This is a genomic window from Sphingomonas sp. Leaf38, from assembly GCF_001421825.1.
GTDB lineage: Bacteria > Pseudomonadota > Alphaproteobacteria > Sphingomonadales > Sphingomonadaceae > Sphingomonas.
In genome coordinates this window covers 93,067-113,453 of the sequence record NZ_LMLD01000010.1, presented here as the reverse complement: position 1 = coordinate 113,453, position 20,387 = coordinate 93,067, and the positions used below count along the sequence as shown (strand labels likewise).

The 20,387-nt window shown below is 63.3% G+C and carries 25 protein-coding genes and 2 tRNA genes; 15 read left to right on the top strand and 12 right to left on the bottom strand.

From position 1 onward, the window contains the following. Window positions 1-73: 73 nt before the first annotated feature. The 8 genes from leuD to nadA all read left to right on the top strand — a co-directional run bounded on the left by leuD (window position 74) and on the right by nadA (window position 5,896). Window positions 74-703, top strand: a complete 630-nt coding sequence (leuD, locus tag ASE88_RS06110; protein ID WP_055879600.1) for a 3-isopropylmalate dehydratase small subunit — start codon at window positions 74-76, stop codon at window positions 701-703. Beyond that, the gene (locus ASE88_RS06105; protein WP_200910175.1) at window positions 666-1,664 is read left to right on the top strand and encodes an NADPH:quinone oxidoreductase family protein; all 999 of its coding nucleotides are present in this window, start codon (window positions 666-668) and stop codon (window positions 1,662-1,664) included. The genes leuD and ASE88_RS06105 overlap by 38 nt, the downstream gene beginning before the upstream one ends. Window positions 1,665-2,015: 351 nt before the next feature. Further along, window positions 2,016-2,339, top strand: a complete 324-nt coding sequence (locus ASE88_RS06100) for a DUF1476 domain-containing protein (RefSeq protein WP_055879606.1) — start codon at window positions 2,016-2,018, stop codon at window positions 2,337-2,339. 1 nt (window position 2,340) lies between these two features. After that, window positions 2,341-2,571 (top strand): BolA/IbaG family iron-sulfur metabolism protein, encoded by a 231-nt coding sequence (locus tag ASE88_RS06095; RefSeq protein ID WP_056476642.1) that lies wholly within the window; start codon window positions 2,341-2,343, stop codon window positions 2,569-2,571. 10 nt (window positions 2,572-2,581) lie between these two features. Continuing rightward, entirely contained in the window at window positions 2,582-2,905 is a 324-nt protein-coding gene (gene grxD, locus ASE88_RS06090) for a Grx4 family monothiol glutaredoxin (protein WP_055879610.1), read from the top strand. A 418-nt stretch (window positions 2,906-3,323) separates the two neighbouring features. Then, complete coding sequence (locus tag ASE88_RS06085; protein ID WP_056476639.1) at window positions 3,324-4,178, top strand: MBL fold metallo-hydrolase; 855 nt, start codon at window positions 3,324-3,326, stop codon at window positions 4,176-4,178. Continuing rightward, on the top strand, window positions 4,163-4,885 hold the full coding sequence (locus tag ASE88_RS06080) for a DUF4230 domain-containing protein (RefSeq protein WP_055879614.1): 723 nt from the start codon (window positions 4,163-4,165) through the stop codon (window positions 4,883-4,885). The genes ASE88_RS06085 and ASE88_RS06080 overlap by 16 nt, the downstream gene beginning before the upstream one ends. A gap of 27 nt (window positions 4,886-4,912) precedes the next feature. Next, on the top strand, window positions 4,913-5,896 hold the full coding sequence (nadA, locus tag ASE88_RS06075; protein ID WP_055879618.1) for a quinolinate synthase NadA: 984 nt from the start codon (window positions 4,913-4,915) through the stop codon (window positions 5,894-5,896). A 7-nt stretch (window positions 5,897-5,903) separates the two neighbouring features. Here nadA and ASE88_RS19200 read toward each other — a convergent pair whose 3' ends face one another. Then, window positions 5,904-6,053 (bottom strand): hypothetical protein, encoded by a 150-nt coding sequence (locus ASE88_RS19200; RefSeq protein ID WP_200910174.1) that lies wholly within the window; start codon window positions 6,051-6,053, stop codon window positions 5,904-5,906. A 167-nt stretch (window positions 6,054-6,220) separates the two neighbouring features. Between ASE88_RS19200 and nadC the strand changes: the two genes are divergently transcribed. From nadC to ASE88_RS06060, 3 genes are all read left to right on the top strand, one after another. Further along, complete coding sequence (gene nadC / locus ASE88_RS06070; RefSeq protein WP_414893458.1) at window positions 6,221-7,087, top strand: carboxylating nicotinate-nucleotide diphosphorylase; 867 nt, start codon at window positions 6,221-6,223, stop codon at window positions 7,085-7,087. Between the two features lie 62 nt (window positions 7,088-7,149). Further along, window positions 7,150-7,632: a hypothetical protein gene (locus ASE88_RS06065; protein WP_156356960.1), complete on the top strand. Its 483-nt coding sequence runs from the start codon at window positions 7,150-7,152 to the stop codon at window positions 7,630-7,632. Continuing rightward, a complete protein-coding gene (locus tag ASE88_RS06060) occupies window positions 7,622-8,335 on the top strand; it encodes a ribonuclease T2 family protein (RefSeq protein WP_056476633.1) in 714 nt (237 codons plus the stop codon). Before ASE88_RS06065 ends, ASE88_RS06060 begins: the two co-directional genes overlap by 11 nt. Before the next feature lie 123 nt (window positions 8,336-8,458). On the opposite strand, the gene ASE88_RS06055 is transcribed toward ASE88_RS06060, so the two are convergent. From ASE88_RS06055 to rpsA, 5 genes are all read right to left on the bottom strand, one after another. Then, a complete protein-coding gene (locus ASE88_RS06055; protein ID WP_056476630.1) occupies window positions 8,459-8,884 on the bottom strand; it encodes a DUF4112 domain-containing protein in 426 nt (141 codons plus the stop codon). 5 nt (window positions 8,885-8,889) lie between these two features. Beyond that, entirely contained in the window at window positions 8,890-10,266 is a 1,377-nt protein-coding gene (locus ASE88_RS06050; RefSeq protein WP_235527853.1) for an ABC transporter substrate-binding protein, read from the bottom strand. An 83-nt stretch (window positions 10,267-10,349) separates the two neighbouring features. Further along, window positions 10,350-10,433: transfer RNA gene (locus ASE88_RS06045), tRNA-Leu, on the bottom strand. Window positions 10,434-10,526: 93 nt separating this feature from the next. Beyond that, entirely contained in the window at window positions 10,527-10,805 is a 279-nt protein-coding gene (ihfB, locus tag ASE88_RS06040; protein ID WP_055879632.1) for an integration host factor subunit beta, read from the bottom strand. A 160-nt stretch (window positions 10,806-10,965) separates the two neighbouring features. Continuing rightward, entirely contained in the window at window positions 10,966-12,684 is a 1,719-nt protein-coding gene (rpsA, locus tag ASE88_RS06035) for a 30S ribosomal protein S1 (RefSeq protein ID WP_055879635.1), read from the bottom strand. A 275-nt stretch (window positions 12,685-12,959) separates the two neighbouring features. Between rpsA and ASE88_RS06030 the strand changes: the two genes are divergently transcribed. Continuing rightward, on the top strand, window positions 12,960-13,217 hold the full coding sequence (locus ASE88_RS06030; RefSeq protein ID WP_056476627.1) for a SemiSWEET family transporter: 258 nt from the start codon (window positions 12,960-12,962) through the stop codon (window positions 13,215-13,217). A gap of 245 nt (window positions 13,218-13,462) precedes the next feature. Here the strand turns inward: ASE88_RS06030 and cmk are convergent, their stop codons facing one another. Next, a complete protein-coding gene (gene cmk, locus ASE88_RS06025) occupies window positions 13,463-14,098 on the bottom strand; it encodes a (d)CMP kinase (RefSeq protein ID WP_055879641.1) in 636 nt (211 codons plus the stop codon). Between the two features lies 1 nt (window position 14,099). Beyond that, complete coding sequence (gene aroA / locus ASE88_RS06020) at window positions 14,100-15,434, bottom strand: 3-phosphoshikimate 1-carboxyvinyltransferase (protein WP_056476624.1); 1,335 nt, start codon at window positions 15,432-15,434, stop codon at window positions 14,100-14,102. A gap of 99 nt (window positions 15,435-15,533) precedes the next feature. Between aroA and ASE88_RS06015 the strand changes: the two genes are divergently transcribed. The 3 genes from ASE88_RS06015 to ASE88_RS06005 all read left to right on the top strand — a co-directional run bounded on the left by ASE88_RS06015 (window position 15,534) and on the right by ASE88_RS06005 (window position 17,680). Beyond that, window positions 15,534-15,860, top strand: coding sequence for a TIGR02300 family protein (locus tag ASE88_RS06015; protein ID WP_031395784.1), 327 nt, complete (start codon window positions 15,534-15,536; stop codon window positions 15,858-15,860). 82 nt (window positions 15,861-15,942) lie between these two features. After that, window positions 15,943-16,018 (top strand) — tRNA-Ala (locus ASE88_RS06010). A 90-nt stretch (window positions 16,019-16,108) separates the two neighbouring features. Continuing rightward, window positions 16,109-17,680 (top strand): DUF6538 domain-containing protein, encoded by a 1,572-nt coding sequence (locus ASE88_RS06005; RefSeq protein ID WP_321163402.1) that lies wholly within the window; start codon window positions 16,109-16,111, stop codon window positions 17,678-17,680. Between the two features lie 373 nt (window positions 17,681-18,053). Here ASE88_RS06005 and ASE88_RS18825 read toward each other — a convergent pair whose 3' ends face one another. The 4 genes from ASE88_RS18825 to ASE88_RS18815 form a co-directional block, all read right to left on the bottom strand. After that, window positions 18,054-18,896: a hypothetical protein gene (locus ASE88_RS18825; protein WP_156356959.1), complete on the bottom strand. Its 843-nt coding sequence runs from the start codon at window positions 18,894-18,896 to the stop codon at window positions 18,054-18,056. Window positions 18,897-18,901: 5 nt separating this feature from the next. Continuing rightward, window positions 18,902-19,354: a hypothetical protein gene (locus ASE88_RS05995; RefSeq protein ID WP_056476616.1), complete on the bottom strand. Its 453-nt coding sequence runs from the start codon at window positions 19,352-19,354 to the stop codon at window positions 18,902-18,904. Between the two features lie 101 nt (window positions 19,355-19,455). Then, window positions 19,456-19,968, bottom strand: coding sequence for a hypothetical protein (locus tag ASE88_RS18820; protein WP_156356958.1), 513 nt, complete (start codon window positions 19,966-19,968; stop codon window positions 19,456-19,458). A gap of 40 nt (window positions 19,969-20,008) precedes the next feature. Next, window positions 20,009-20,314, bottom strand: a complete 306-nt coding sequence (locus ASE88_RS18815) for a hypothetical protein (protein WP_162233399.1) — start codon at window positions 20,312-20,314, stop codon at window positions 20,009-20,011. Window positions 20,315-20,387 lie beyond the last annotated feature (73 nt).

Below are 20,387 nucleotides of genomic sequence, written 5' to 3'. Positions count from 1 at the left end.
GCGGCGTCGCGGCCTATGTCGCATCGGCGCGCACCACTCCGGAGCGAACGGGCCCGGAGCGCACGGAACAGCGATGACCCCCGTCACCACCGTCTCGGGTCGCGCCTATCCGTGGGGCGCGAAGAACATCGATACCGATGTCATCATCCCCGCGCATTGGCTCAAGACGATCACGCGCACCGGCCTGGGTCGTGGCGCGTTCGAGACGGTGCGCGCGCAACCCGGCAACATCTTCGACGACCCGCGCTATGCCGGATCGCCGATCCTGATCGCGGGCGATAATTTCGGCTGCGGCTCGAGCCGCGAGCACGCCGCATGGGCGCTCGCCGACATGGGCATCACCGCGGTGATCGCGCCGAGCTTCTCCGACATTTTCTCAGGCAACGCGTTCAAGAACGGCATCGTCCCGGTCGTCCTCCCGCAGGCGGCGATCGACCGCCTGCTGGAGGTCGCGCAGGACCAGATCGTTACCGTCGATCTCGAGACGATGACCGTGACCACCCCGTTCCAGGATCGCTTCACCTTCGAACTCGACGCCTTCCGTCGCCAGTGTCTGATGGAAGGGCTGGACGAAGTCGGCCTGACGCTGGCAAGAGATACCCAGATTTCGAAATTCGAGGAGGCGGTCGCATCGAACCGCCCCTGGACGACGGTGGAGAGCGGGTATGCGAGCATTGGTGTCGAAGGCGGTCGGCGGACCTGAAACTTTGGAGATGGTCGCGCTGCCCGATCTGGCGGCCGGCCCCGGACAGGTCGTCGTCGCGGTCAAGGCCTGCGCGATCAACTTTCCCGACGTCCTGATCATCGAGGACAAATACCAGTTCAAGCCGCAGCGTCCGTTCGCGCCGGGCGGTGAGATCGCCGGCACGATCGCCTCGATCGGCGAGGGCGTCACCGGCTGGGAAATCGGCGACCGCGTGATCGCGATGCTCGGCCATGGCGGCCTGTGCGAGCAGGTCATCGCCGACCCCGCCAAGCTCTACCGGCTTCCGGAAGGCCGCAGCTTCGCCGAGGGTGCATCGCTGATCCTCACCTACGGCACGACGATCCACGCGCTGCTCGACCGCGGCCATATCAAGGCGGGGCAGACGCTGCTCGTCCTGGGCGCGGCGGGCGGGGTAGGGCTGGCCGCGATCGAGCTCGGCAAGGCGTTCGGCGCCAAAGTCGTCGCCGCCGTCTCGTCCGAGGAGAAGGCCGCCGCGGCGAAGTCCGCGGGTGCCGACGAAACGCTGATCTACGCGCGAGCGCCGTTCGACAAGGACCAGTCGAAGGGGCTCGCCGAACAGTTCAAGGCCGCGGTCGGTCGCGATGGCGCGCACGTGATCTACGATCCCGTGGGCGGCGATTATGCCGAGCCCGCGCTACGCTCGATCGCCTGGGAGGGTAAATATCTCGTCGTCGGCTTCCCCGCCGGCATCCCCAAGCTGCCGCTCAACCTGACCCTGCTCAAGAGCTGCGACGTCTGTGGGGTGTTCTGGGGCGCGTTCGCGGCGCGCGATCCGAAGGCCAACCAGGCGCATATCGAGACGCTGTTCGATCTGTGGGAACAGGGCAAAATCGCGCCGCGCGTGACCGAGGTCTTCACATTCGAGGATGGCGGCAAGGCGATCGCCAAGATGGCTGCACGCGGCGCGATCGGCAAGCTGGTGGTGGAGGTCAGCTAACCCTGCTGGCCTCCCCATCTCCAAGGCACCTCTGCTAGCTGCAGAGACCGGGTCAGAGGATTTCGTAGGCGACGGCTGCTATCGCCGCCCACATCATCAATGACGCCATCATGCCATATGCCAAGCCTTGGACGACGCGCGGCGCCGACTGTGTAGGCGGAGTGGATGCAGGTACTGAAATGCTCGTCATGATCGCTCTCCTGCCCGTGCGTTTGTCACGTGACCGTCATATATATCGGTACATTTTCGGCGTGGCGCTAGTAGGTTTTTACCGAATCCCGTCGATTATTGCGTAGCGACGGTAGGCGACCTATCTCGGGGCCAAGACGAGGCTCAACGGGAATTCGCGACATGACCACATTCGACGATCGCGAACGCGCGAGCGAGGCGAATTTCGCACGCGAGGAGGAGATGGCGTTCCGGATCACCGCACGCCGCAATCGCCTGCTCGGCGGCTGGGCGGCGCAGGAGATGAAGCTTACGCCGGAAGAGACCGATGCCTATGCGACCGCGCTCGTCCATGCCGACATGGAAGGCGGCGGCGACGACGACGTCGTGCGCAAGCTGGTCGGCGATCTGACCGCGGCGGGCCTCGATCACGACGAGGCGACCGTCCGCCGTGCGCTCGCGCAGCAGATGATCGAGGCGCGTCGCCAGTTGCTGGAGGCGCGCTGAGATGCCGATGGCTGCCGACGACATCGCGACGATGATCCGCGACGCTATTCCCGACGCGCAGGTCGAGATCACCGATCTTGCCGGTGACGGCGATCATTATGCCGCAAAAGTGATCGCCGCGAGCTTCGCCGGCATGAGCCGCGTGAAGCAGCACCAGGCCGTCTATGCCGCGCTTGGTGGCCGTATGGGCGGCGTTCTGCACGCACTTCAGCTTACCACCGCAATTTCCTGAGGATCTATCAATGACCGACGACTCCAACGCCCGCATCGACGCCCTGGTCAAAGCCAGCCCCGTCGTCCTCTTCATGAAGGGCAGCCCGCTCTTCCCGCAGTGCGGGTTTTCCAGCCGCGCGATCGCGATCCTCAATCATCTCGAGGTCGAGTTCGAGAGCGTCGACGTGCTGCAGGACCAGGGTATCCGCCAGGGCATCAAGGCGTATTCGGACTGGCCGACCATCCCGCAGCTCTATGTCCATGGTGAGTTCGTCGGCGGCTCGGACATCATGATGGAGATGTACGAAAGCGGCGAACTGGCGCAACTGTTCGAAACGCAGAAGGCGAACTGACGCAGAACTTCCGCCCCTCCTCAATCGCCACCCCAGAGGATGCTGGGGTGGCATTGTCTAGCGGGGGGCACCTGGATCGAGTGATCCCCCAGCGTTCGATGATAGGTACGGCATCGTCGCATGCCTCGACGCCACAATCCGGCTCTGCGCGTCCCGATGATCGATTTTGAAGCAGCACCGGGGAGGGTGGATCGACGCGAGACCGGAAGAAGCGGTCGATCCACCCTGCGTGAACGCGGATGCGTTCGGTGACCGCTCAGACGATGCATCGGGCGTGCCAAAATCGCTCAGTCATGCTGTTTCGGGGCATCCGATGGTTAATCGCCAATGTTGATGATACCGACTTGTAAAGATCGGCGACAGCCGCCCGAAATATGCGGGTCTTGCCATCGCTGCGCCAAGCGGCCATCTCGCATCCATGGCTGAGCATCCGACCGGTATCCCGATCCAGCTCGAGCCGCTCGTCGTCCGTGTGCTCGCGCCCAATCCGTCGCCCTACACCTATACCGGCACGCAGACGCATATCGTCGGCACGACCGATGTCGGTGTGATTGACCCGGGTCCCGACGATCCTGCGCACTTGGATGCCCTGACCCGCGCGATCGACGGTCGCCCGGTCACCGCGATCGTCGTCACGCACCACCACCGCGACCACAGTCCCGCGACGCGGCCGTTGCAAATAATCACCGGCGCACCGATCGTCGGCGCGGCCCCCTTCGACTTGGCCGACGCGGGTGCGCGCGCGGATGCATCCTTCGACACGGCATATGCCCCCGACCGCGTGCTGCACGAGAGCGATACGGTCACCGGCGCCGGCTGGACGCTGCAGGCGATCGCGACGCCCGGCCACACGTCGAACCACCTTGCCTTCGCGTTGCCCGAGACCAAGGCGCTGTTTTCCGGCGATCACGTCATGGGATGGTCGACGACGATCGTCTCGCCGCCCGATGGGAACATGACGGCCTATCTGGCGAGTCTCGAAAAGCTGATGCGGCGCGACGACCGGATCTATTACCCCGGCCACGGCGAGGCGATCGAGAAGCCGCAACGCCTTGTCCGCGGCATGCTTGGCCACCGCAAGCAGCGCGAGGGGCAGATCCTCCGACTGCTCCGCGACGCCGCGCGGCCGATCCCGGCGCTGGTCGAGCGTATGTATGTCGGGCTCGACGCGCGGCTCGTACCCGCGGCCGCGCGTTCGGTGCTGGCCCATCTGTACGATCTGCAAACCCGTGGACTGGTGATCGAGGAAGGCGAGACATGGCGGACGACGTAATCGAACCGAACCGCAAAAGCGGCATCGGCGCATTTCTGGCAAAGGCGGTTGGCGTCGTCGTCATCCTGATCCTCGCCGGTCTGCTCGCGCTCTGGGGCGTGCAGCGTTATGTGAGCGACCGGCTGACCCCCGACCCGACGACGATCGCCAGCGCCAGCCTGGCGGGGCTGCGCGAACAGAATCGCCTCTCCGCGTTCGCCGCGCGCTATGTCGCGGTCGTCACGTCGAAACAGTCGCAGTTGGGTTTCACCACGGAGAAGACGCTCATCATGCCGGGCATGGTGCGCTATGAAGTCGACATGGCCAAGCTGACGCAGGCCGATGTCGCGTGGGACGGCACCAGCAAGACGCTGTCCGTACGGCTGCCCGCGATCGAGGCGGATGGTCCGCAGGTGGATCTCACCGCAGTCCGCGAATATGGCTCGGGCGGCGTGCTGACCACCTTCACCGATGCCGAAAAGCGCCTCGATGCCGCCAACCGTCGCGCCGGCCAGATCGAACTGATCCGCCAGGCGCGCGAGCCGGCGATGATCAAGCTCGCGCGCGACGCCACGCGCCGCGCGGTCGAGCGCAGTTTCGCGATGCCGCTGCGCGCCGCGGGGATCGACGCGACCGTCGCGGTACGCTTCGCCGACGAGCCGACCCCGAGCACCGAACGCTGGGATACCTCGCGCTCGCTGCAGGACGTGCTAGGGAACAGGCGCTAAAAGACGGGCACCACTCGGGATACGATCATGGAATTGAACCAGAACTTCGCCGGCATCGACATTCGCGCCGAGATCGAGCGGCTCCGCAAGGAGAAGAACGCGGTCATCCTCGCGCATTACTACCAGAAGCCCGAGCTTCAGGATCTGGCGGATTTCGTCGGCGACAGCCTCGATCTGTCGCGCAAGGCGGCCGCTACCGACGCCGATGTCATCGCGTTCTGCGGCGTGCGGTTCATGGCGGAGACCGCCAAGATCCTGTCGCCCGACAAGATCGTCGTATTGCCCGACATGGATGCCGGCTGCAGCCTCGAGGACAGCTGCCCGCCCGAGCAGTTCGCCGCGTTCCGCGCCAAGCATCCCGATCACATCGCGCTAACCTACATCAACTGCTCGACCGAGGTGAAGGCGCTCTCCGACATCATCGTCACCTCGTCGTCGGCGGACACGATCCTCGCGCAGATCCCGCCCGAGCAGAAGATCATCTTCGGCCCCGACCGCAATCTCGGCGGCTATCTCGCGCGCAAGACCGGCCGCGACATGCTGCTGTGGCCGGGCGTGTGCATCGTCCACGAGGCGTTCAGCGAGACCGAGCTGATGAAGCTCAAGGCGCAGCATCCAGGGGCCCCTGTGGTGGCGCATCCCGAATGCCCGCCGATCATCCTCGATCACGCCGATTATGTCGGTTCGACGCGCGGCATTCTCGACTATGCGTTGGCGATGCCGGGCGACACGCTGATCGTCGCGACCGAGCCGCACATCATCCACCAGATGGAAAAGGCATTGCCGAACAAGCGCTTCATCGGTGCGCCGGGCGCGGACGGCAACTGCAACTGCAACATCTGCCCGTACATGGCGCTCAACACGCTGGAAAAGCTCTACGTCGCGCTGCGCGACCTGAGCCCGCGGATCGAGATCGAGGAAGGCCTCAGGCTTCAGGCCAAGAAGAGCCTCGACGCGATGCTGCGTATGGCGTCGAATACCGTCGGCAAAGGCGATCTGGGCGCGCGATAATCCGCGCTCAGGCGGCGGTGGAATCTCCGCCGAGCTGGGCAAGCGCCTGGTCGACGTGGATTGCGACGATCGGCAGTTCCAAGGCGTCGGCCAGCGCAAGCGCCTCGTTGAGCAGGGCGTTGAGGTGTGCGGTATCGGCGATCGTCTTGGTAATCATCGGAATTTCCTTGGGTATCCGGCCTGAAACCGTCGTTGGGGATATTGGTTCCGGCTATCTCGAAGTATTTTTCGTGCCGCGGGGGCGGCTGAATTTTGCTGTCCCCGCAGGCCGTTTTTTGGCACCGGCGGTTGCAAGGCCGGTCGGCGAATTCTGGGAGGCGATAGGTGAACGCAGCATTGCCCGAGCGTTTGGGGTTTCCGGGTGACTTCGACATCGATGCCTTTGTCGCGGCGACGCTGGGCGAGGACCTCGGCGCGCTCGGCGACATTACCTCCACCGCGGTGATTCCCGCCGACGCGCGCTTTACCGGCGTGATGGATAGCCGTGATCCGATCGTCGTCGCCGGGCTCGATCTTGCCGAGGCGTTCTTCCGTTCGCTCGATCCGCAGGTTCGGATCGCGCGTCTGGTTCGCGATGGCGATGTGGTTGCGGCCGGTACCGAGTTGCTGCGGCTCGAAGGCGTCGGGCGGGCGATGCTCACCGCCGAACGGTCTGCGCTGAACACCGTCCAGCATCTGTCGGGAATCGCGACGATGACGCGGGCCTATGTCGACGCGATCGAGGGAACCGGTGCGATCCTGCTCGATACGCGCAAGACGATTCCCGGGCTGCGCGTGCTGGAGAAATACGCGACGCGTACGGGCGGTGCGCAGAACCACCGCATGGGGCTATGGGATGCGGCGATGATCAAGGACAACCACGTCGCGGTCGCCGGCGGCGTTGCCGAGGCCGTTCGCCGGGCGAAGGCGGCCGGGATTGCGCAGATCATCGTCGAGGTCGATCGCATCGATCAGGTCGAGCCTGCTCTGGCCGCCGGGGCGACGCGCCTGCTGCTCGACAACATGCCGCCGGCGATGTTGCGCGAGGCCGTGACTCTGGTCGGTGGCCGCGTGCCGACCGAGGCGTCGGGTGGCGTCAACCTCGATACGATCCGCGCGATCGCCGAGACCGGCGTGACCTACATATCGGTCGGCCGCTTGACGCAGTCGGCACCTGCGGCGGATATAGGGCTCGATTTCGCGATGCTGTGATCGCCGTGCCAGGCCGGCACGGCGCGGACGCGGCGTCGGATCGGACGCAGGGGACCAGGATCATGATCAGACCGCCATCCATCGTGCGGTACGAACGGCTCTACCTCGCCGCGTTCGTGCTTGGGCTGGTCGTGTCCGCCACCAGCTGGAGCCAGCGTGCCGCGATCCTCGGCGCCAACCCGATACTCGCCGCTGCGACCTGGGTCCTGCCGATGACGCAGGCGATCAGCATCGCGGTCGCGCTGCTGCTCTGGTATTTCACCGCCCGCGCGCCGAGCTTCGTCGCAAAATGGGTGGTCGTTGTCCTCGCCGCGTTCGGCGTGCTCAGCATCCTGTTGTCGCTCGGCACCTTACTCATGGGTCGCGCGGCGAATGGCATGACGGTGGCGCTGTCGATCGTCACCAACGCACTGTACGTAGCCGCCGCGATCCAGTTGTTTGCGGCCGACGCGCAGCTCTGGTTCGGCGAACTGCCCGATATCGATGACGACGGGCATGACGCGCGGCATGATGATCTTAACGAGGATAACGCGCATGTTCGCTAGAGTGACGCTCGCCGCTGCGGCAATCGCATTCCCCGCGGTGGTGCAGGCGCAGTCCTATCAATGCACGACGCCGGCAACGGTGGAGCGCGTCCGCCCGGACCTGCCATCCGAGAGCCAGCCAAAGCGTGACGTGCCGATCGGCAGCTACACGCTGGCGATCAGCTGGACGCCGCAATATTGTCGCGACAATGGCGACCGGGCAGGGGCGACGTTCCAGTGCGGCGCGGGAAACCGCTTCGGCTTTACGCTCCACGGGCTGTGGCCGGATGGCGTCGGCAAGGCGTGGCCGCAATATTGTCGCGCCGCCGAGTTCGTGCCGCCGCCGGTCATCCGCGCGCACCTGTGCACGACGCCGTCAGCGCAACTGCTCCAGCATGAATGGGCGAAGCATGGCACCTGCATGCCTGGCTATCGTCCGGCGAAATATTTCAACCAGTCGGCGGCTCTTTACGGTAAGCTGCGCTATCCCGACATGGATGCGCTGTCGCGAGCGCCGCTGACCGCTTGGCGGTTCGCGGCCGCCATGGCAGGGGCGAACCCGGGTCTGAAACCAGACATGATGCGCGTGACGGCGTCGAAGCAGGGCTGGCTGGACGAGGTCTGGATCTGTCTCGACCGCCGCTTCCGCTATCGCCGCTGCCCGGTGCACCAAGGTGGGCTGGCCCCGAGCGCGCCGCTGCAGATCTGGCGGGGACGTCGATAGGCGATCCTGCGTTGCCGCGCCCGCGGAGGCTAGGGCCTATTTGGTGCGGTAGCCGCAATAAAGCGCCGGTGCCCTTGCCGACGTTTCCCAATCGGGCCTTCGCCTCCACCGGAGCGCCGAATACTAGCCCTCGAGCGTCGTCGTCGACGGATGATGCTTGTCGAGATGCTTCTTGATGATCCGCAGGTTCCGTGTGTTCGAGCGAAAGAAGAAGTCGGGGATAGCCCCGACGAACGGGATCATTCCGAGCGCCCAGTCGACGCCGACATTGCCGAACATGCGGGCCATCTGGATCCGCGACATCCCGATGTTGCGCGCTTCCCAGGCCATCCATGCGCCGACCGCAGCCGCGATCGTGCTGCCACCGAACGGGACGAGGTCGAGGATAACGTCCATGCCGACCTTGCGGTTGGTGCCGGGAAGCGTGAACAGCCCCTCCATGACGCGCTCCATCGCTTCGACGCGGCGGCGGACGGACAGCGCGTCGCGCCCGATCGGCAGGGAGTCGAAGGTCAGCCCGGAGGCGAGGCGGGTGGGGCGCTGATTCATGAGCGTCAGTTGGTGTCGGCACGCAACCGGTTCAACGGGTGCCATGCTCGCGTGTTGGGCTGCCATTGCTGCAACCGCGCCGAGACCAGTGACCAGCGCAACGGTCGGGCGAGCGGAATGAACGCGACGTCCGCATTCATCGCCGCATCCGCCACAGCGATCCGCCGCGCGCGTTCCGCGAGCGTCGGCGCCTCGCGCGCGGCATCGATCGCGGCTTGCGCCGTCTCGCCACACAGCACGCACGCCGTGGCCAGATACCAGCGCGCGCTGTCATAGGGCGCAACCGCATCGATCAGCGCGAGCTCGGCGTCGGCGTCAGCCTCGACTCGCTGCGGCGTGATCCCGACCGCAATCAGCGATCCGGCGATCTGCGCGTAGAGCAAGGTCGCCCCCGGACCGTTTGGCAGTGCGATCCGGAGCGTAACCGGCCCCTCGGGCCAGGCCGCGATTTTCTGGCGTGCCGCGATCCGGCGCTCGTCCTGCGTCAGCAGCGTCCAGGCGGGAACCTGCGGCAGCGCGGCCGAATCGAGGATGTCGGGCAGGATACGGTCGGCGGGATCCCAGGCGGGCGCAATCGCCGTGGTCAGCGCGGTGCGATCGATCGCCTCGGCAACGGCCTCGCGATTGGTGACCTCGGCGAGAAAACCGTCACGACGGACGATCGCCAGCCCGAACAGTCCCGCTGCTGGATCGATCCGCACATTGCCCGGCGCTATCCTGGTGGTCGCGAGCAACGGCCAATCGGCGAAGCTGCCGCCGCTGACGAGGTCCGAATCGCGATTGGCAAACCGCGCGATCGCACGCGCGGCGCGTTCGCCGATCAGCCGGACGTCCTCCTCGGGCTTAGTCGCTCGCTGATCCTCGGGGTCGGCCTGGTTCGGATCGAAGGCAGGGCGCAGCAGCGGCGCTCGCCCACGTCCGTGCGGCGCGACACGGAAAGGACCGCTGCCGCCCGTCGGCGTCACGCGTAACAGGCCCAATTCGGGTTGCGCGAACAGCTTGAGCAAATCGGGACGAGGGCGGGCAAGCCGGACCTCGATCACCTGCGGGGTCATCACGACGATTTCGTCGATCGCGGTCAGGAACGGTGCGAGCGGGTTGCGCGAGCCGGGTGCGATCTGGCGCTTGAGGATCGCGACGACCTGATCGGCGGTGACCGGCGTGCCGTCGCCCCAATCGCCCTCGCGCAGGCGGAAGATGTAGCTCATTCCGCCGTCGATCACGATCCAGCGCTCGGCGAGACCCGGTTCGATCTGTCCCGCGGCGTCGAACCGGACAAGGCCCTGCGCGGTCGAGTCGATCAGCAGCCTGCTGGGGGTGTCGAGCAGCGTGCGGCGCGGATCGGCGACCCGCGGTGGCTCGCCGATCGCGCTGACGACCACGGCGCCGGTGTCCGGGCGACGATTATCGCACCCCGCAAGCGCTGTGCTCAGCGCGAGACAGATCGCCAGAAACGCAGGGGCGCTGGTGCGGACGGCGGGACTCGAACCCGCACTCCTAGGGAGGGAGATTTTAAGTCTCCTGCGTCTACCGGTTTCGCCACGTCCGCACACACCCCCAACAAGACGACGCCGTCCGTCGGGTCAACCCGTCTCGGGCAGAAACTCGACCGAACGGCGCTGAAGATCGCGAATCGCGTCGATCACACGTTTAGGCGCGCACGCATTTCCTTGCCGGGCTTGAAATAGGGGACGCGCTTGGCATCGACCGCGACGACTTCGCCGGTACGCGGATTGCGACCCGTGCGGGCATCGCGGGCGCGCGTCGAAAATGCGCCGAAGCCGCGCAACTCGACCCGGCCATCCGCGGCCAATCGCTTGGAAATCTCGTCAAAAAACGTGCTGACGATCAGTTCGACTTCGTTCGGTTGCAGGTCCGGATGCGCCTCGGCGATCTTGAGGACCAGTTCAGATCGAATCATTCGTTTTCCCGCTCGTTTCGCAGTTCCGCTCGTTGACATAAATCAACTTGCGAAGCGTTAGCACTAATCCGAGCGCAATGAAAAACCAAAATGGAATAGGCAATAAAAAGCCCGGCATGTTTGGGACATGCCGGGCCAATTTATCGGTAAATCGTTAGACTTACTTCTTTTCAGCTTCCGTGCGAGCCTTGAGAGCCTCGCCCAGGATGTTGCCCAGAGTCGCGCCCGAATCGGACGAACCGTACTGTGCAACGGCCTGCTTCTCTTCCGAGATCTGCATAGCCTTGATCGAGAAGGTCGGCTTCTTCGAACGATCGAAGCCCGTCACCATCGCGTCGAACTTCTGCCCGACCTGGAAACGCTCCGGACGCTGCTCGTCGCGATCGCGACCCAGATCCGTGCGCTTGATGAAGCCGGTCGCGCCATCGTCGCCCTGCTGCACTTCGAGGCCCGCGTCGCGGACTTCGAGAACGGTGACCGTGACGATCGCGTTCTTGTTCAGCTTGTCGCCTGCTGCTGCGATGCCGCCGGCCGAAGGCCCGCCACGCTCGAGCTGCTTCATGCCGAGCGAGATACGCTCCTTCTCGGCGTCGATGTCGAGCACGACGGCCTCGACGGTCTCACCCTTGCGATGCAGGTTGAGCGCGTCCTCGCCCGAAACGCCCCAGGCGATGTCGGACATGTGGACCATGCCGTCGACGTCGTTGTCGAGGCCGATGAACAGACCGAATTCGGTCGCGTTCTTGACTTCGCCCTCAACGGTCGAGCCGATCGGATGCGCGGCAGCGAACGCCTCCCAAGGATTGGCCTGAGCCTGCTTGAGGCCGAGCGAGATGCGACGCTTCTCGGAATCGACTTCGAGGACCATGACGTCGACTTCCTGCGACGTGCTGACGATCTTGCCCGGATGGACGTTCTTCTTGGTCCAGGACATTTCCGACACGTGGACAAGGCCTTCGATGCCCGCTTCCAGCTCGACGAACGCACCATATTCGGTGATGTTCGTGACGCGGCCGGTGAGCTTTGCGCCGACCGGATACTTGACCATCGCGCCATCCCAGGGATCGCTCTCCAGCTGCTTCATGCCGAGGCTGATGCGCTGGGTGTCCTTGTTGATGCGGATGATCTGCACCTTGACGGTGTCGCCGATGTTCAGGACTTCGCTCGGGTGACCGACGCGCTTGTAGCTGAGATCGGTGACGTGCAGCAGGCCATCGATGCCGCCGAGGTCAACGAACGCACCGTAATCGGTGATGTTCTTGACGACGCCGTCGATGATCTGGCCCTCGGCGAGGCTGAGGATCAGGCCCGAACGCTGCTCGGCGCGCGTCTCTTCGAGAACGGCGCGACGCGACACGACGATGTTGCCGCGCTTGCGGTCCATCTTCAGGATCTGGAAGGGCTGGGGGATGTCCATCAGCGGGGTGACATCGCGCACGGGGCGGATATCGACCTGCGAGCCCGGCAGGAACGCGACGGCGCCGTTCAGGTCGACGGTGAAGCCACCCTTCACGCGGCCGAAGATCACGCCCTCGACGCGGGTCGTCTTCGAGAATTCGGTTTCCAGCTTGTCCCATGCGGCTTCGCGGCGGGCGCGATCGCGGCTGAGCATTGCTTCGCCGTGCACGTTCTCGACGCGGTCGACATAGACTTCGACTTCGTCGCCGACCTTGAGGTCCGCCTTCTGGCCCGGCGCTGCGAATTCGCGAAGCGGCACGCGGCCTTCCGACTTCAGACCGACGTCGATGACGGCCATGTCGTTCTCGATGCCGGTCACGGTGCCATGCACCACGCGGCCCTCGAAGCTGTCGGCGTCGCCGAGCGTTTCGTTCAGCATCGCCGCGAAATCGTCGCGGGTCGGCATTACCTGGGTTGCCATAGAATTCAGTAATCCTAGTCTGTTTCCGGCCAAGCGGTTGGGTCCGCTGGTCTTGGCCTTCGTTGCCGCGACGACCGAACGCCGGCGCAGCATCCGGACGGCACGAGGCGCAGAGGACGTAGACGCTGAATGCGAAAACGGCGCGTGAGACTCAGAGGTCTCCGCGCCTTCCTCCACGAGCATCGCTCGCCGGACACCTCTGTGTAGCCGAAACCACGTCTCGGAGCAAGTTGGCTACTGCTTCGTTAGGGGCGGCTCACAACAGGAGCGAAGATTTGAGCGAACGCGGCATTCTCGTGCTGGGCTGGATCGCTACGGCGACGGCTATCGTGATGTATCTGTCGTATATCGACCAGATCATGCTGAACCTTGGCGGGCAGAAGGGGTCGGTGGTCCAGCCGCTCGCGACGATGGTCAATTGCGGGCTCTGGGTCGCGTATGGCGTGCTGAAGCAGAAGCGCGACTGGCCGATCGCGGTGGCGAATTTTCCGGGCGTTGTGCTGGGGGCGATTACGCTGGCGACGGCGCTTTAAAGGGGCGGGGGCTCTCAGCGTCTTTGTTCGCCCGCGAAGGCGGGAGCCCAGTCTGGGTCCCCGCCTTCGCGGGGAAACACTGTTAATGCACGGAGCCCTAACCCAACCCAAACACCACCCCGGCGAAGGCCGGGGCCCAAATGGGGGACGGTACTGGCCTAAGATAGCGCTTCGTTACGGCGACTTTCCCAATTGGGCCCCGGCCTCCGCCGGGGTGGTGTTCCTATTCTGGTGAGGGGAGAGGCCTAAACCGCCGCCTTCTTCGCCCGCTGCGCTTCAACCAGCGCCACCGCGCGCTGCACAGACGCCTCGATCGACAAAAAGCTCGTATCCAGCAACGCAGCATCCGCCGCCATCACCAATGGCGCGGTAGACCGCCCACTATCCCGCGCATCGCGCGCCCGAATATCCGCCAGCACGCGGTCCTTGCTCGCCGTCCCACCGCGCGCCTGCAACTCCGCATGCCGCCGTTGCGCGCGGATGTTAGGCGTCGCCTTCACGAACAGCTTCGCGTCCGCATCCGGTGCGATCACCGTGCCGATGTCGCGGCCATCAAGGATCGCGCCACCCTCCTGAGCAGCGAACCGCTTCTGCCGCTGCATCAGCGCCGCGCGGACCAGCGGGTGCGCCGACACGATCGAGGCGAGCGCGCCGATATCGTCGTCGCGCAGCGCCGGATCGGTCATCATCGCGTCGTCGAAATCGCAGGCCGCGACCGAGTCGGCTTCGCTCTCGGGATCGAGCCCCATCCGCGCCACGTTCAACGCGACCGCGCGGTACAGCAGCCCGGTATCGAGATAGGGAAGCTTGTAATGCTTGGCCAAGGCGCGCGCGATCGTGCCCTTGCCCGATGCCGCCGGGCCGTCGACTGCGATGATCATCTTAATTCCCCTGGCCGGTAAGCGCGTCGAGCGACCGGAAGAACACGGGGTAGCTCGTCGCCACCGGCGATACATCATCGATCGTGACGGGCTCGCCGCTCCCAAGTCCAGCTACCACCATGCTCATTGCGATGCGATGATCGAGTTTCGAGGCCACCCGAGCGCCACCGCGAATCGGCGCGCCGCCCGACCCGGTGATCGCCATGCCGTCCTCATATTCCTCGCACGCGACGCCGCACGCCTCGAGCGCGATCCGCATCGTCGTGATCCGGTCCGATTCCTTGACGCGCAGTTCGTGCGCACCGCGCGCGACCGTCGTGCCGGTCGCGAACGCAGCGGCGACGAACAGCACCGGATATTCGTCGATCATGCTCGGCGCGAGATCGGCGGGCACCTCGATCGCGGTCAGGGCCGCGTGACGCACCCGCAGGTCGGCAACCGGCTCGCCGCCGACGGTCCGCGGGTCGAGCTCGGTGATGTCGGCGCCCATCATGCGCAACGCGGTGACGATGCCGATCCGCGTCGGGTTCAGCCCGACATTGCGCACGACGATGTCCGACCCCGGCACGATCGACGCCGCGACCAGCCAGAAGGCCGAAGACGACGGATCGCCCGGCACGACGATGTCCTGCGGCCTGAGCTCCGCTTCCCCGGTGATCGAGATCACGCGGCCCTGGTTCGTTTCCTCGACAGTCAGCTTGGCGCCGAACCCGGTCAGCATCCGCTCGCTGTGATCGCGCGTCGCGACCGGTTCGATCACCGTCGTGATGCCCGGCGTGTTGAGCCCCGCCAGCAGGATCGCCGACTTCACCTGTGCCGAAGCAACGGGCAGCGTGTAGGTGATCGGCACTGCGGGGCAGATCCCGCGGACCATCAGCGGCAGCTTGCCGCCGGGCGACGCGGTGATATCCGCACCCATCTGCGACAGCGGCTCGATCACGCGGCCCATCGGCCGTCCCGACAGCGACGCGTCGCCGGTAAAGGTGCAGGTGATCGGATGGCTCGACACGAGCCCCATGAGCAGCCGCGTCGACGTGCCCGAATTGCCCATCTCCAGCGCGGTCTCGGGCTGGAGCAACCCGCCGACACCGACTCCGTCGACGACCCAGATGCCGTCGTCCTGCCGCGCGATCGTCGCGCCCATCGCGCGCATCGCCGCCGCCGTAGCGAGCACATCCTCACCCTCCAGCAACCCTTCGATCCGGCTGGTGCCGACCGCGAGGCTGGCAAACATCAGCGCGCGGTGGCTGATCGACTTGTCACCGGGAACCGCGATCGAACCGGTCAACGGACCGCGCGAAACCACATCGAGAGGCAGGGGAAGGGGGTGTGTCATCGGGCCGGGCTTTTGACAGTGGCCTTGCGCTATGGCAAGGCGCGCCCACTTTGCGAGGGTATCCCCCCGCAATCCATTCATCCGAAAGGTTCTATCGGCATGATCAAGCCGGAATGGGGCACGAAGCGTTCGTGCCCGAAATGCGCGACGCGTTTCTACGACCTCGAAAAAGCCGACCCCGTGACCTGCATCGAGTGCGGCTATGCGTGGGAACCCGAGCCCATCCTGAAGTCCAAGCAGCCGCTGCCGTTCGAGGTCGCCAAGCCCGACACCAAGAAGCCCGACGCGGATCTCGAGGGTGACGAGGAAGAGGACATCGCCTCGATCACCGGCGAGGACGAAGAGCCGTCGGCGGACGACGAAGTCGATCTGGGCGGCGACGACGACCTCGGCGTCGAGACGCCGCAGGACGAACACGAGCGTTGAGATAAAGAAATTTGGCAGGCGGTGTTTACGCCGCTTGCCAACCCGGGCGGCTCCGGTTAGTGAGCCGCCTCCCAACGGGAATGGGGCCGTAGCTCAGCTGGGAGAGCGTTCGCATGGCATGCGAAAGGTCAGGGGTTCGATCCCCCTCGGCTCCACCATTCTCTTTAAACCGTTGAAATCACGGTAAAGTATTGGGAGGCAAAGGCTTTTTACAAGCGTCTAGTACAAAGGTACGAGGACGGAAGCCTATGTGTTCATACCTCCACAGAGCCCCTAACGGGGTCTATTATTTCCGCATGGGCATACCTGCGGACCTGCGGCCCTACATGGCGGGCAAGCGGGAGATAAAGCGTTCGCTGGGTCTAAAGGACCGTGACGCCGCTAAGGCCGTGATACCCGATATGACGAAGGAGGCTCACGCCCTGCTCAAGCAAGCGGAGCGGGATAAAGCTGTGGATAAGTCCGGGGATAAATCCGTACCTAAGCCGATACCTATCAAGTCCGCTGCACAGATCGAGCGGGAGCGGCAGCGTTGGCAAGCTGAGCAAGAGCAAGCTGACTATGCAGCGGATGCGAACTTTACGGCTGATATGGAGCATGAAGCTCTAGGGCCGATCATGGATGCGCTTAGCGAGGGCAAGGAGGCTGACGCTTCCCCGGCTGAGATAGCTAGGGCCGGTCGGCTGTTAGTGCTGCATGAGCGAGAGCGGGCAGGGGCGGAACTGGAAGCGCTGCGAAACAGCCTCCACGCTCGCTACGGACAAAATGCCCGCGCATCGGAAAGCAAAAATCAAGCCGTTGAATGCGAGCCTGTTATCGGTTCCGGCCTGTATCTCGACAAAGATATTCTAGACCGCTGGGCTGCGGAACGCGGTGTCGTTCCCAAGGGCAAGGATACTCACAAGTCAGTAGCCGAATGGTTTTATGCCCGAACAGAGCGCAAGCCGGTTGAGCAAATCACGCGGCAGGACGTGCTGGCGTTCAAGGACAAGCTGCTCACTGAGGGGCAAACCGTCTCCAATACGAACATGAAGCTTTCCCGCCTGCGGACGTTGATTGGCTGGGCATATCAGAACGATCTAGCGCCGACGAACGTAGCTGAGGGTATTAGCGTCAAGGTTGCCGACAGTGGTAAAACACAACGGCTTCCGTTCTCCCTGCCCGAACTACAGGCCATCTTTGCCAGCCCGGTCTATGCCAATGGGGATCGGCCCAAGGGCGGAAGGCTTGAAGCTGCATACTGGCTACCGCTGCTCGGCCTATTCACTGGGGCGCGGCTGGAGGAAATTGGACAGCTTCGCGTGTCGGACGTTCAGCTTAAGGAATACCCCGATCAAGACGGCAAGATGTTGTCAGGATGGTTCCTAAGCATCGCTGCGGGTACTGACGAACTAGGGCAGGCGAACAGGATCAAGAACGCGGCGAGTGAACGGCTTGTCCCGTTGCATCCCGAGTTAGAGCGGCTTGGCTTCATCACGTATGTTGAGAAGCTGGCCGATCAAAAGGGCAGGGTGTTCCCGGACCTCAAGCCTAATATCTACGGCCGACATACGGCTAAATGGGGCGAATGGTTTGGCCGCTATCTGCGGACCGTATGCGGAGTTGCCGACAAGCGTAAGGTTTTCCATTCCTTCCGGCATACCTTCAAGGATTACACCCGTAGGGCCAGGATCGCGGAGGGAGTGCAGCGGCAGTTAATGGGCCATGCTGGCCGCGATGTAGCAGATGACTACGGGAGCGGGTACGATCTGCTTAGCTTGGTCGAGGCTATGGCGACCTATCGCGTGCCGGGACTTGTTATTGCCAGCAAATCCGAATAATGGGCCGTGCAGATAGCCTACGGTTATCCCGTCTTAAGTCCCGTCAGGGAACGGCTGATCCGTAAGGTGATGCTAAGAGTGCCGACTTACTCGGCAAGGGATAACCGGACGGTACGCCATCCTAGCGATAGGGTGAGACAAGCGGTGAAGCCTAACGGCAGGCCGTGACGGGGACCGGATAAGACCGGGGTACGTCCAGCATTTGACAGTCGAGGCATTCCCTCGCTGCCTATCATGTCGCCTTGGTGACGAGCCAAAGACACAGATATCCAAGAGCGCCCCGTTCAGCCCCGTCAGGAGTCGATTGGATGCGCTCGGGTATCTGTATGGCCTGATTAGTTATCGCCTCTCAGCGACTCTCCTAGCCGGTCTATTAGGCATCGTAGCCAAGCGGGACGCCAGCCTCTCGGCGGGCCTGTTCCCCGGTCGGGGTGACGCGGTATCCCGTATCGTTCTGGAAACCAGCAACATCGCCTACCGGCGTGCCATTGGATCGACGGGCCGCGTCCCCGGTCAAGCCTACCCGGATGCCAGTCACGTCCTGTCCGCCCTTGTAGGGATCATAGCCGGTCATGCTCTGTCCCGTCTGAGGCCCGGTGGGGCCGCTGGGAGCCTGCGCTACGAGGGTGTAGCCGGTCGGGCCCATGATCCACTGCGGGCCGGTCTGTTGCGCCTGAGCGGGCTGCTGCGGGGCCTGTGGCGTATTCGGCTTCGGGATGTTAAATCCGAATGAGCTTTTGACCGTCTCACCGGGCGGGATCGAAGATGCCTCAGGAACATCGGGCGTCTCTGCATAGGCTTCGATAGTGCTACCTAGAGCATCATCAACGGTCCAGTTAGCTGCATCGGCTTCGGTGACTTCGCCCTTGCCAATAGCCAATGCCTTTGCATCCTCAAGGATCATAGGGGCTAGGTTATCAAGATGGCTTTCGTCACCGCTGTTATTATATGCTGTCAGTGCCTTGTCATACATCGAGACGGTAGCATCATCGCTGTTATGGATAAGATCGACAGCAATCTCTAGGGTATTCTTCAATGCAGGAACGCGAGCCGTGAATGAGTTTAGAGCTGTAGAGTACGCGGCATTGGCCGGATAGCCCTTTGCCATTTCGTCCTGAGCTTGCTTCTGTACTGAGCGGGGATTGTGCCCATGTACTGCAATCAGGGAAAGTGCGGCCTTCACCTTAATGGCTTGGCGGGGAGTTAGTGCGGTCATTGGTTTTATTCCTTAAACATATTTAGAATGTGGGGCGGTGCCGGTTTGGCAGGGGAGCTTGGCTCCACGTCGCCCATTGTCGGCAGGGGCGGGATGATCCCGCTACGGATGCAGGCGGCAAGGTACTGGAAGGCAAACTTGCAATCGCTGGGCCTGAGGTACGGACGGCCATTGGCTTCCCAGATCGAACGGACTTGAGCGGCAGAGCGGCGGGCTTCGCATTGGCTGTCCGGGGAGAAGCCGTAGATTGCGGGAGTTACGGCAGCGCCGCTTAGGCGGGGCCATCCTGCGGCATGTTCCTCGGCTTCCCTTGTCAGGATGACAGAGAGGTGAGCGACACGGACCGGCAACGATACGGCTTCAAGTTGCTCGCCGTCTGTCTTCATCAACCAAACGGAAATGGCGGACCATTCCAGATGGGTCTTCGCGGCATCACCATAGGGGCCTGCCCGTTGCATCAGATCGTCTAGGGTCTGCGGGACTAGAGCGACCTTGGGGACATAATCAGGGCGGGATGGCCTTGGCGCATCCCCTGTCCCCCGATCATCAGGGTTAGACATTACGCAGCGACCGCCGCGCCCTTAACATAGCCCCGCTGTTTACCGACGAAGTACAGGCTGAACGCCTCCTGTGCATTGCCCGGTGCCAGCGCCATAATCTCAGCAGGGATCAGATGTGGCTTTACCGTTACGAGATATTCGTATGCAGCATCGTCCAGTGCAGCAAACCCCCTGCATTCATGCACCTTGGGGAGAGACTCCTTTGCATCGTTATCCCAAGTCTTACGGGTGTAATAGATCATGAAAGGAGTATTCATCAGGTTGTGACCGGGTGTAGCGACAATGCGGATATCAGTGAAAGCCTTAAGTCGTTCCTCTCGCTCTACCTCACCTTGGTTAGCAAGGGCGTCGGCAAAGCGATCCTTTGCATCAGCAAGGGCCTTAGCGACTTCATCAGCCTTAAGGACTGCGGGCTGGCCTATCAAATCGACAAGATCATTGATCTTTGACAACTGAGCATCAAGTGCTTCAATCTCATTTGCGATATCTGCAAGCGTGGTATTCTTTGTCATTGGTCTTCTTTCGTATGTATGAGGGTATCGAGATTAGAAATTAGCGTTGTGGATTAGGCGCAAAGACGCCAATCTTAAGCTTCTCATGGCGATAGGTTTTAATTGTGTCCGTATCTGCATCGGCAGCAGCCATTAGCTTTGCAATCGAAGGGCGACCTGCAGGCTTGCACTTGGCGTAGTCCGGTAGTTCGATACCGAGAACATCAAGGCAAAGGCGGAACCCGCCACGGATACGGCTATCAACCTTTTCGATATGGTCGATAACGCGAGGATCATTAAGGCGGCTAAGGTCAACAGGTACAGGGTTCATGGATTGTCCTTCAAATTGGCGGAGTAACTTAGTCAAATATTACAGACAGAGGCCCCTCTTGCGTTTAAGCAAAAGGAGCTGAGTTTATTTAGGGTATGGAATAGGTCGC

What these genes read in the sequence shown, in the direction of transcription:
- leuD (WP_055879600.1), top strand. Translation starts at nt 74, where the DNA reads ATGACCCCCGTCACCACCGTCTCGGGTCGCGCCTATCCGTGGGGCGCG.
- ASE88_RS06105 (WP_200910175.1), top strand. Translation starts at nt 666, where the DNA reads ATGCGAGCATTGGTGTCGAAGGCGGTCGGCGGACCTGAAACTTTGGAG.
- ASE88_RS06100 (WP_055879606.1), top strand. Translation starts at nt 2,016, where the DNA reads ATGACCACATTCGACGATCGCGAACGCGCGAGCGAGGCGAATTTCGCA.
- ASE88_RS06095 (WP_056476642.1), top strand. Translation starts at nt 2,341, where the DNA reads ATGCCGATGGCTGCCGACGACATCGCGACGATGATCCGCGACGCTATT.
- grxD (WP_055879610.1), top strand. Translation starts at nt 2,582, where the DNA reads ATGACCGACGACTCCAACGCCCGCATCGACGCCCTGGTCAAAGCCAGC.
- ASE88_RS06085 (WP_056476639.1), top strand. Translation starts at nt 3,324, where the DNA reads ATGGCTGAGCATCCGACCGGTATCCCGATCCAGCTCGAGCCGCTCGTC.
- ASE88_RS06080 (WP_055879614.1), top strand. Translation starts at nt 4,163, where the DNA reads ATGGCGGACGACGTAATCGAACCGAACCGCAAAAGCGGCATCGGCGCA.
- nadA (WP_055879618.1), top strand. Translation starts at nt 4,913, where the DNA reads ATGGAATTGAACCAGAACTTCGCCGGCATCGACATTCGCGCCGAGATC.
- ASE88_RS19200 (WP_200910174.1), bottom strand. Translation starts at nt 6,053, where the DNA reads ATGATTACCAAGACGATCGCCGATACCGCACACCTCAACGCCCTGCTC.
- ASE88_RS06065 (WP_156356960.1), top strand. Translation starts at nt 7,150, where the DNA reads ATGATCAGACCGCCATCCATCGTGCGGTACGAACGGCTCTACCTCGCC.
- ASE88_RS06060 (WP_056476633.1), top strand. Translation starts at nt 7,622, where the DNA reads ATGTTCGCTAGAGTGACGCTCGCCGCTGCGGCAATCGCATTCCCCGCG.
- ASE88_RS06055 (WP_056476630.1), bottom strand. Translation starts at nt 8,884, where the DNA reads ATGAATCAGCGCCCCACCCGCCTCGCCTCCGGGCTGACCTTCGACTCC.
- ihfB (WP_055879632.1), bottom strand. Translation starts at nt 10,805, where the DNA reads ATGATTCGATCTGAACTGGTCCTCAAGATCGCCGAGGCGCATCCGGAC.
- rpsA (WP_055879635.1), bottom strand. Translation starts at nt 12,684, where the DNA reads ATGGCAACCCAGGTAATGCCGACCCGCGACGATTTCGCGGCGATGCTG.
- cmk (WP_055879641.1), bottom strand. Translation starts at nt 14,098, where the DNA reads ATGATCATCGCAGTCGACGGCCCGGCGGCATCGGGCAAGGGCACGATC.
- aroA (WP_056476624.1), bottom strand. Translation starts at nt 15,434, where the DNA reads ATGACACACCCCCTTCCCCTGCCTCTCGATGTGGTTTCGCGCGGTCCG.
- ASE88_RS06015 (WP_031395784.1), top strand. Translation starts at nt 15,534, where the DNA reads ATGATCAAGCCGGAATGGGGCACGAAGCGTTCGTGCCCGAAATGCGCG.
- ASE88_RS06005 (WP_321163402.1), top strand. Translation starts at nt 16,109, where the DNA reads ATGTGTTCATACCTCCACAGAGCCCCTAACGGGGTCTATTATTTCCGC.
- ASE88_RS18825 (WP_156356959.1), bottom strand. Translation starts at nt 18,896, where the DNA reads ATGACCGCACTAACTCCCCGCCAAGCCATTAAGGTGAAGGCCGCACTT.
- ASE88_RS05995 (WP_056476616.1), bottom strand. Translation starts at nt 19,354, where the DNA reads ATGCAACGGGCAGGCCCCTATGGTGATGCCGCGAAGACCCATCTGGAA.
- ASE88_RS18820 (WP_156356958.1), bottom strand. Translation starts at nt 19,968, where the DNA reads ATGACAAAGAATACCACGCTTGCAGATATCGCAAATGAGATTGAAGCA.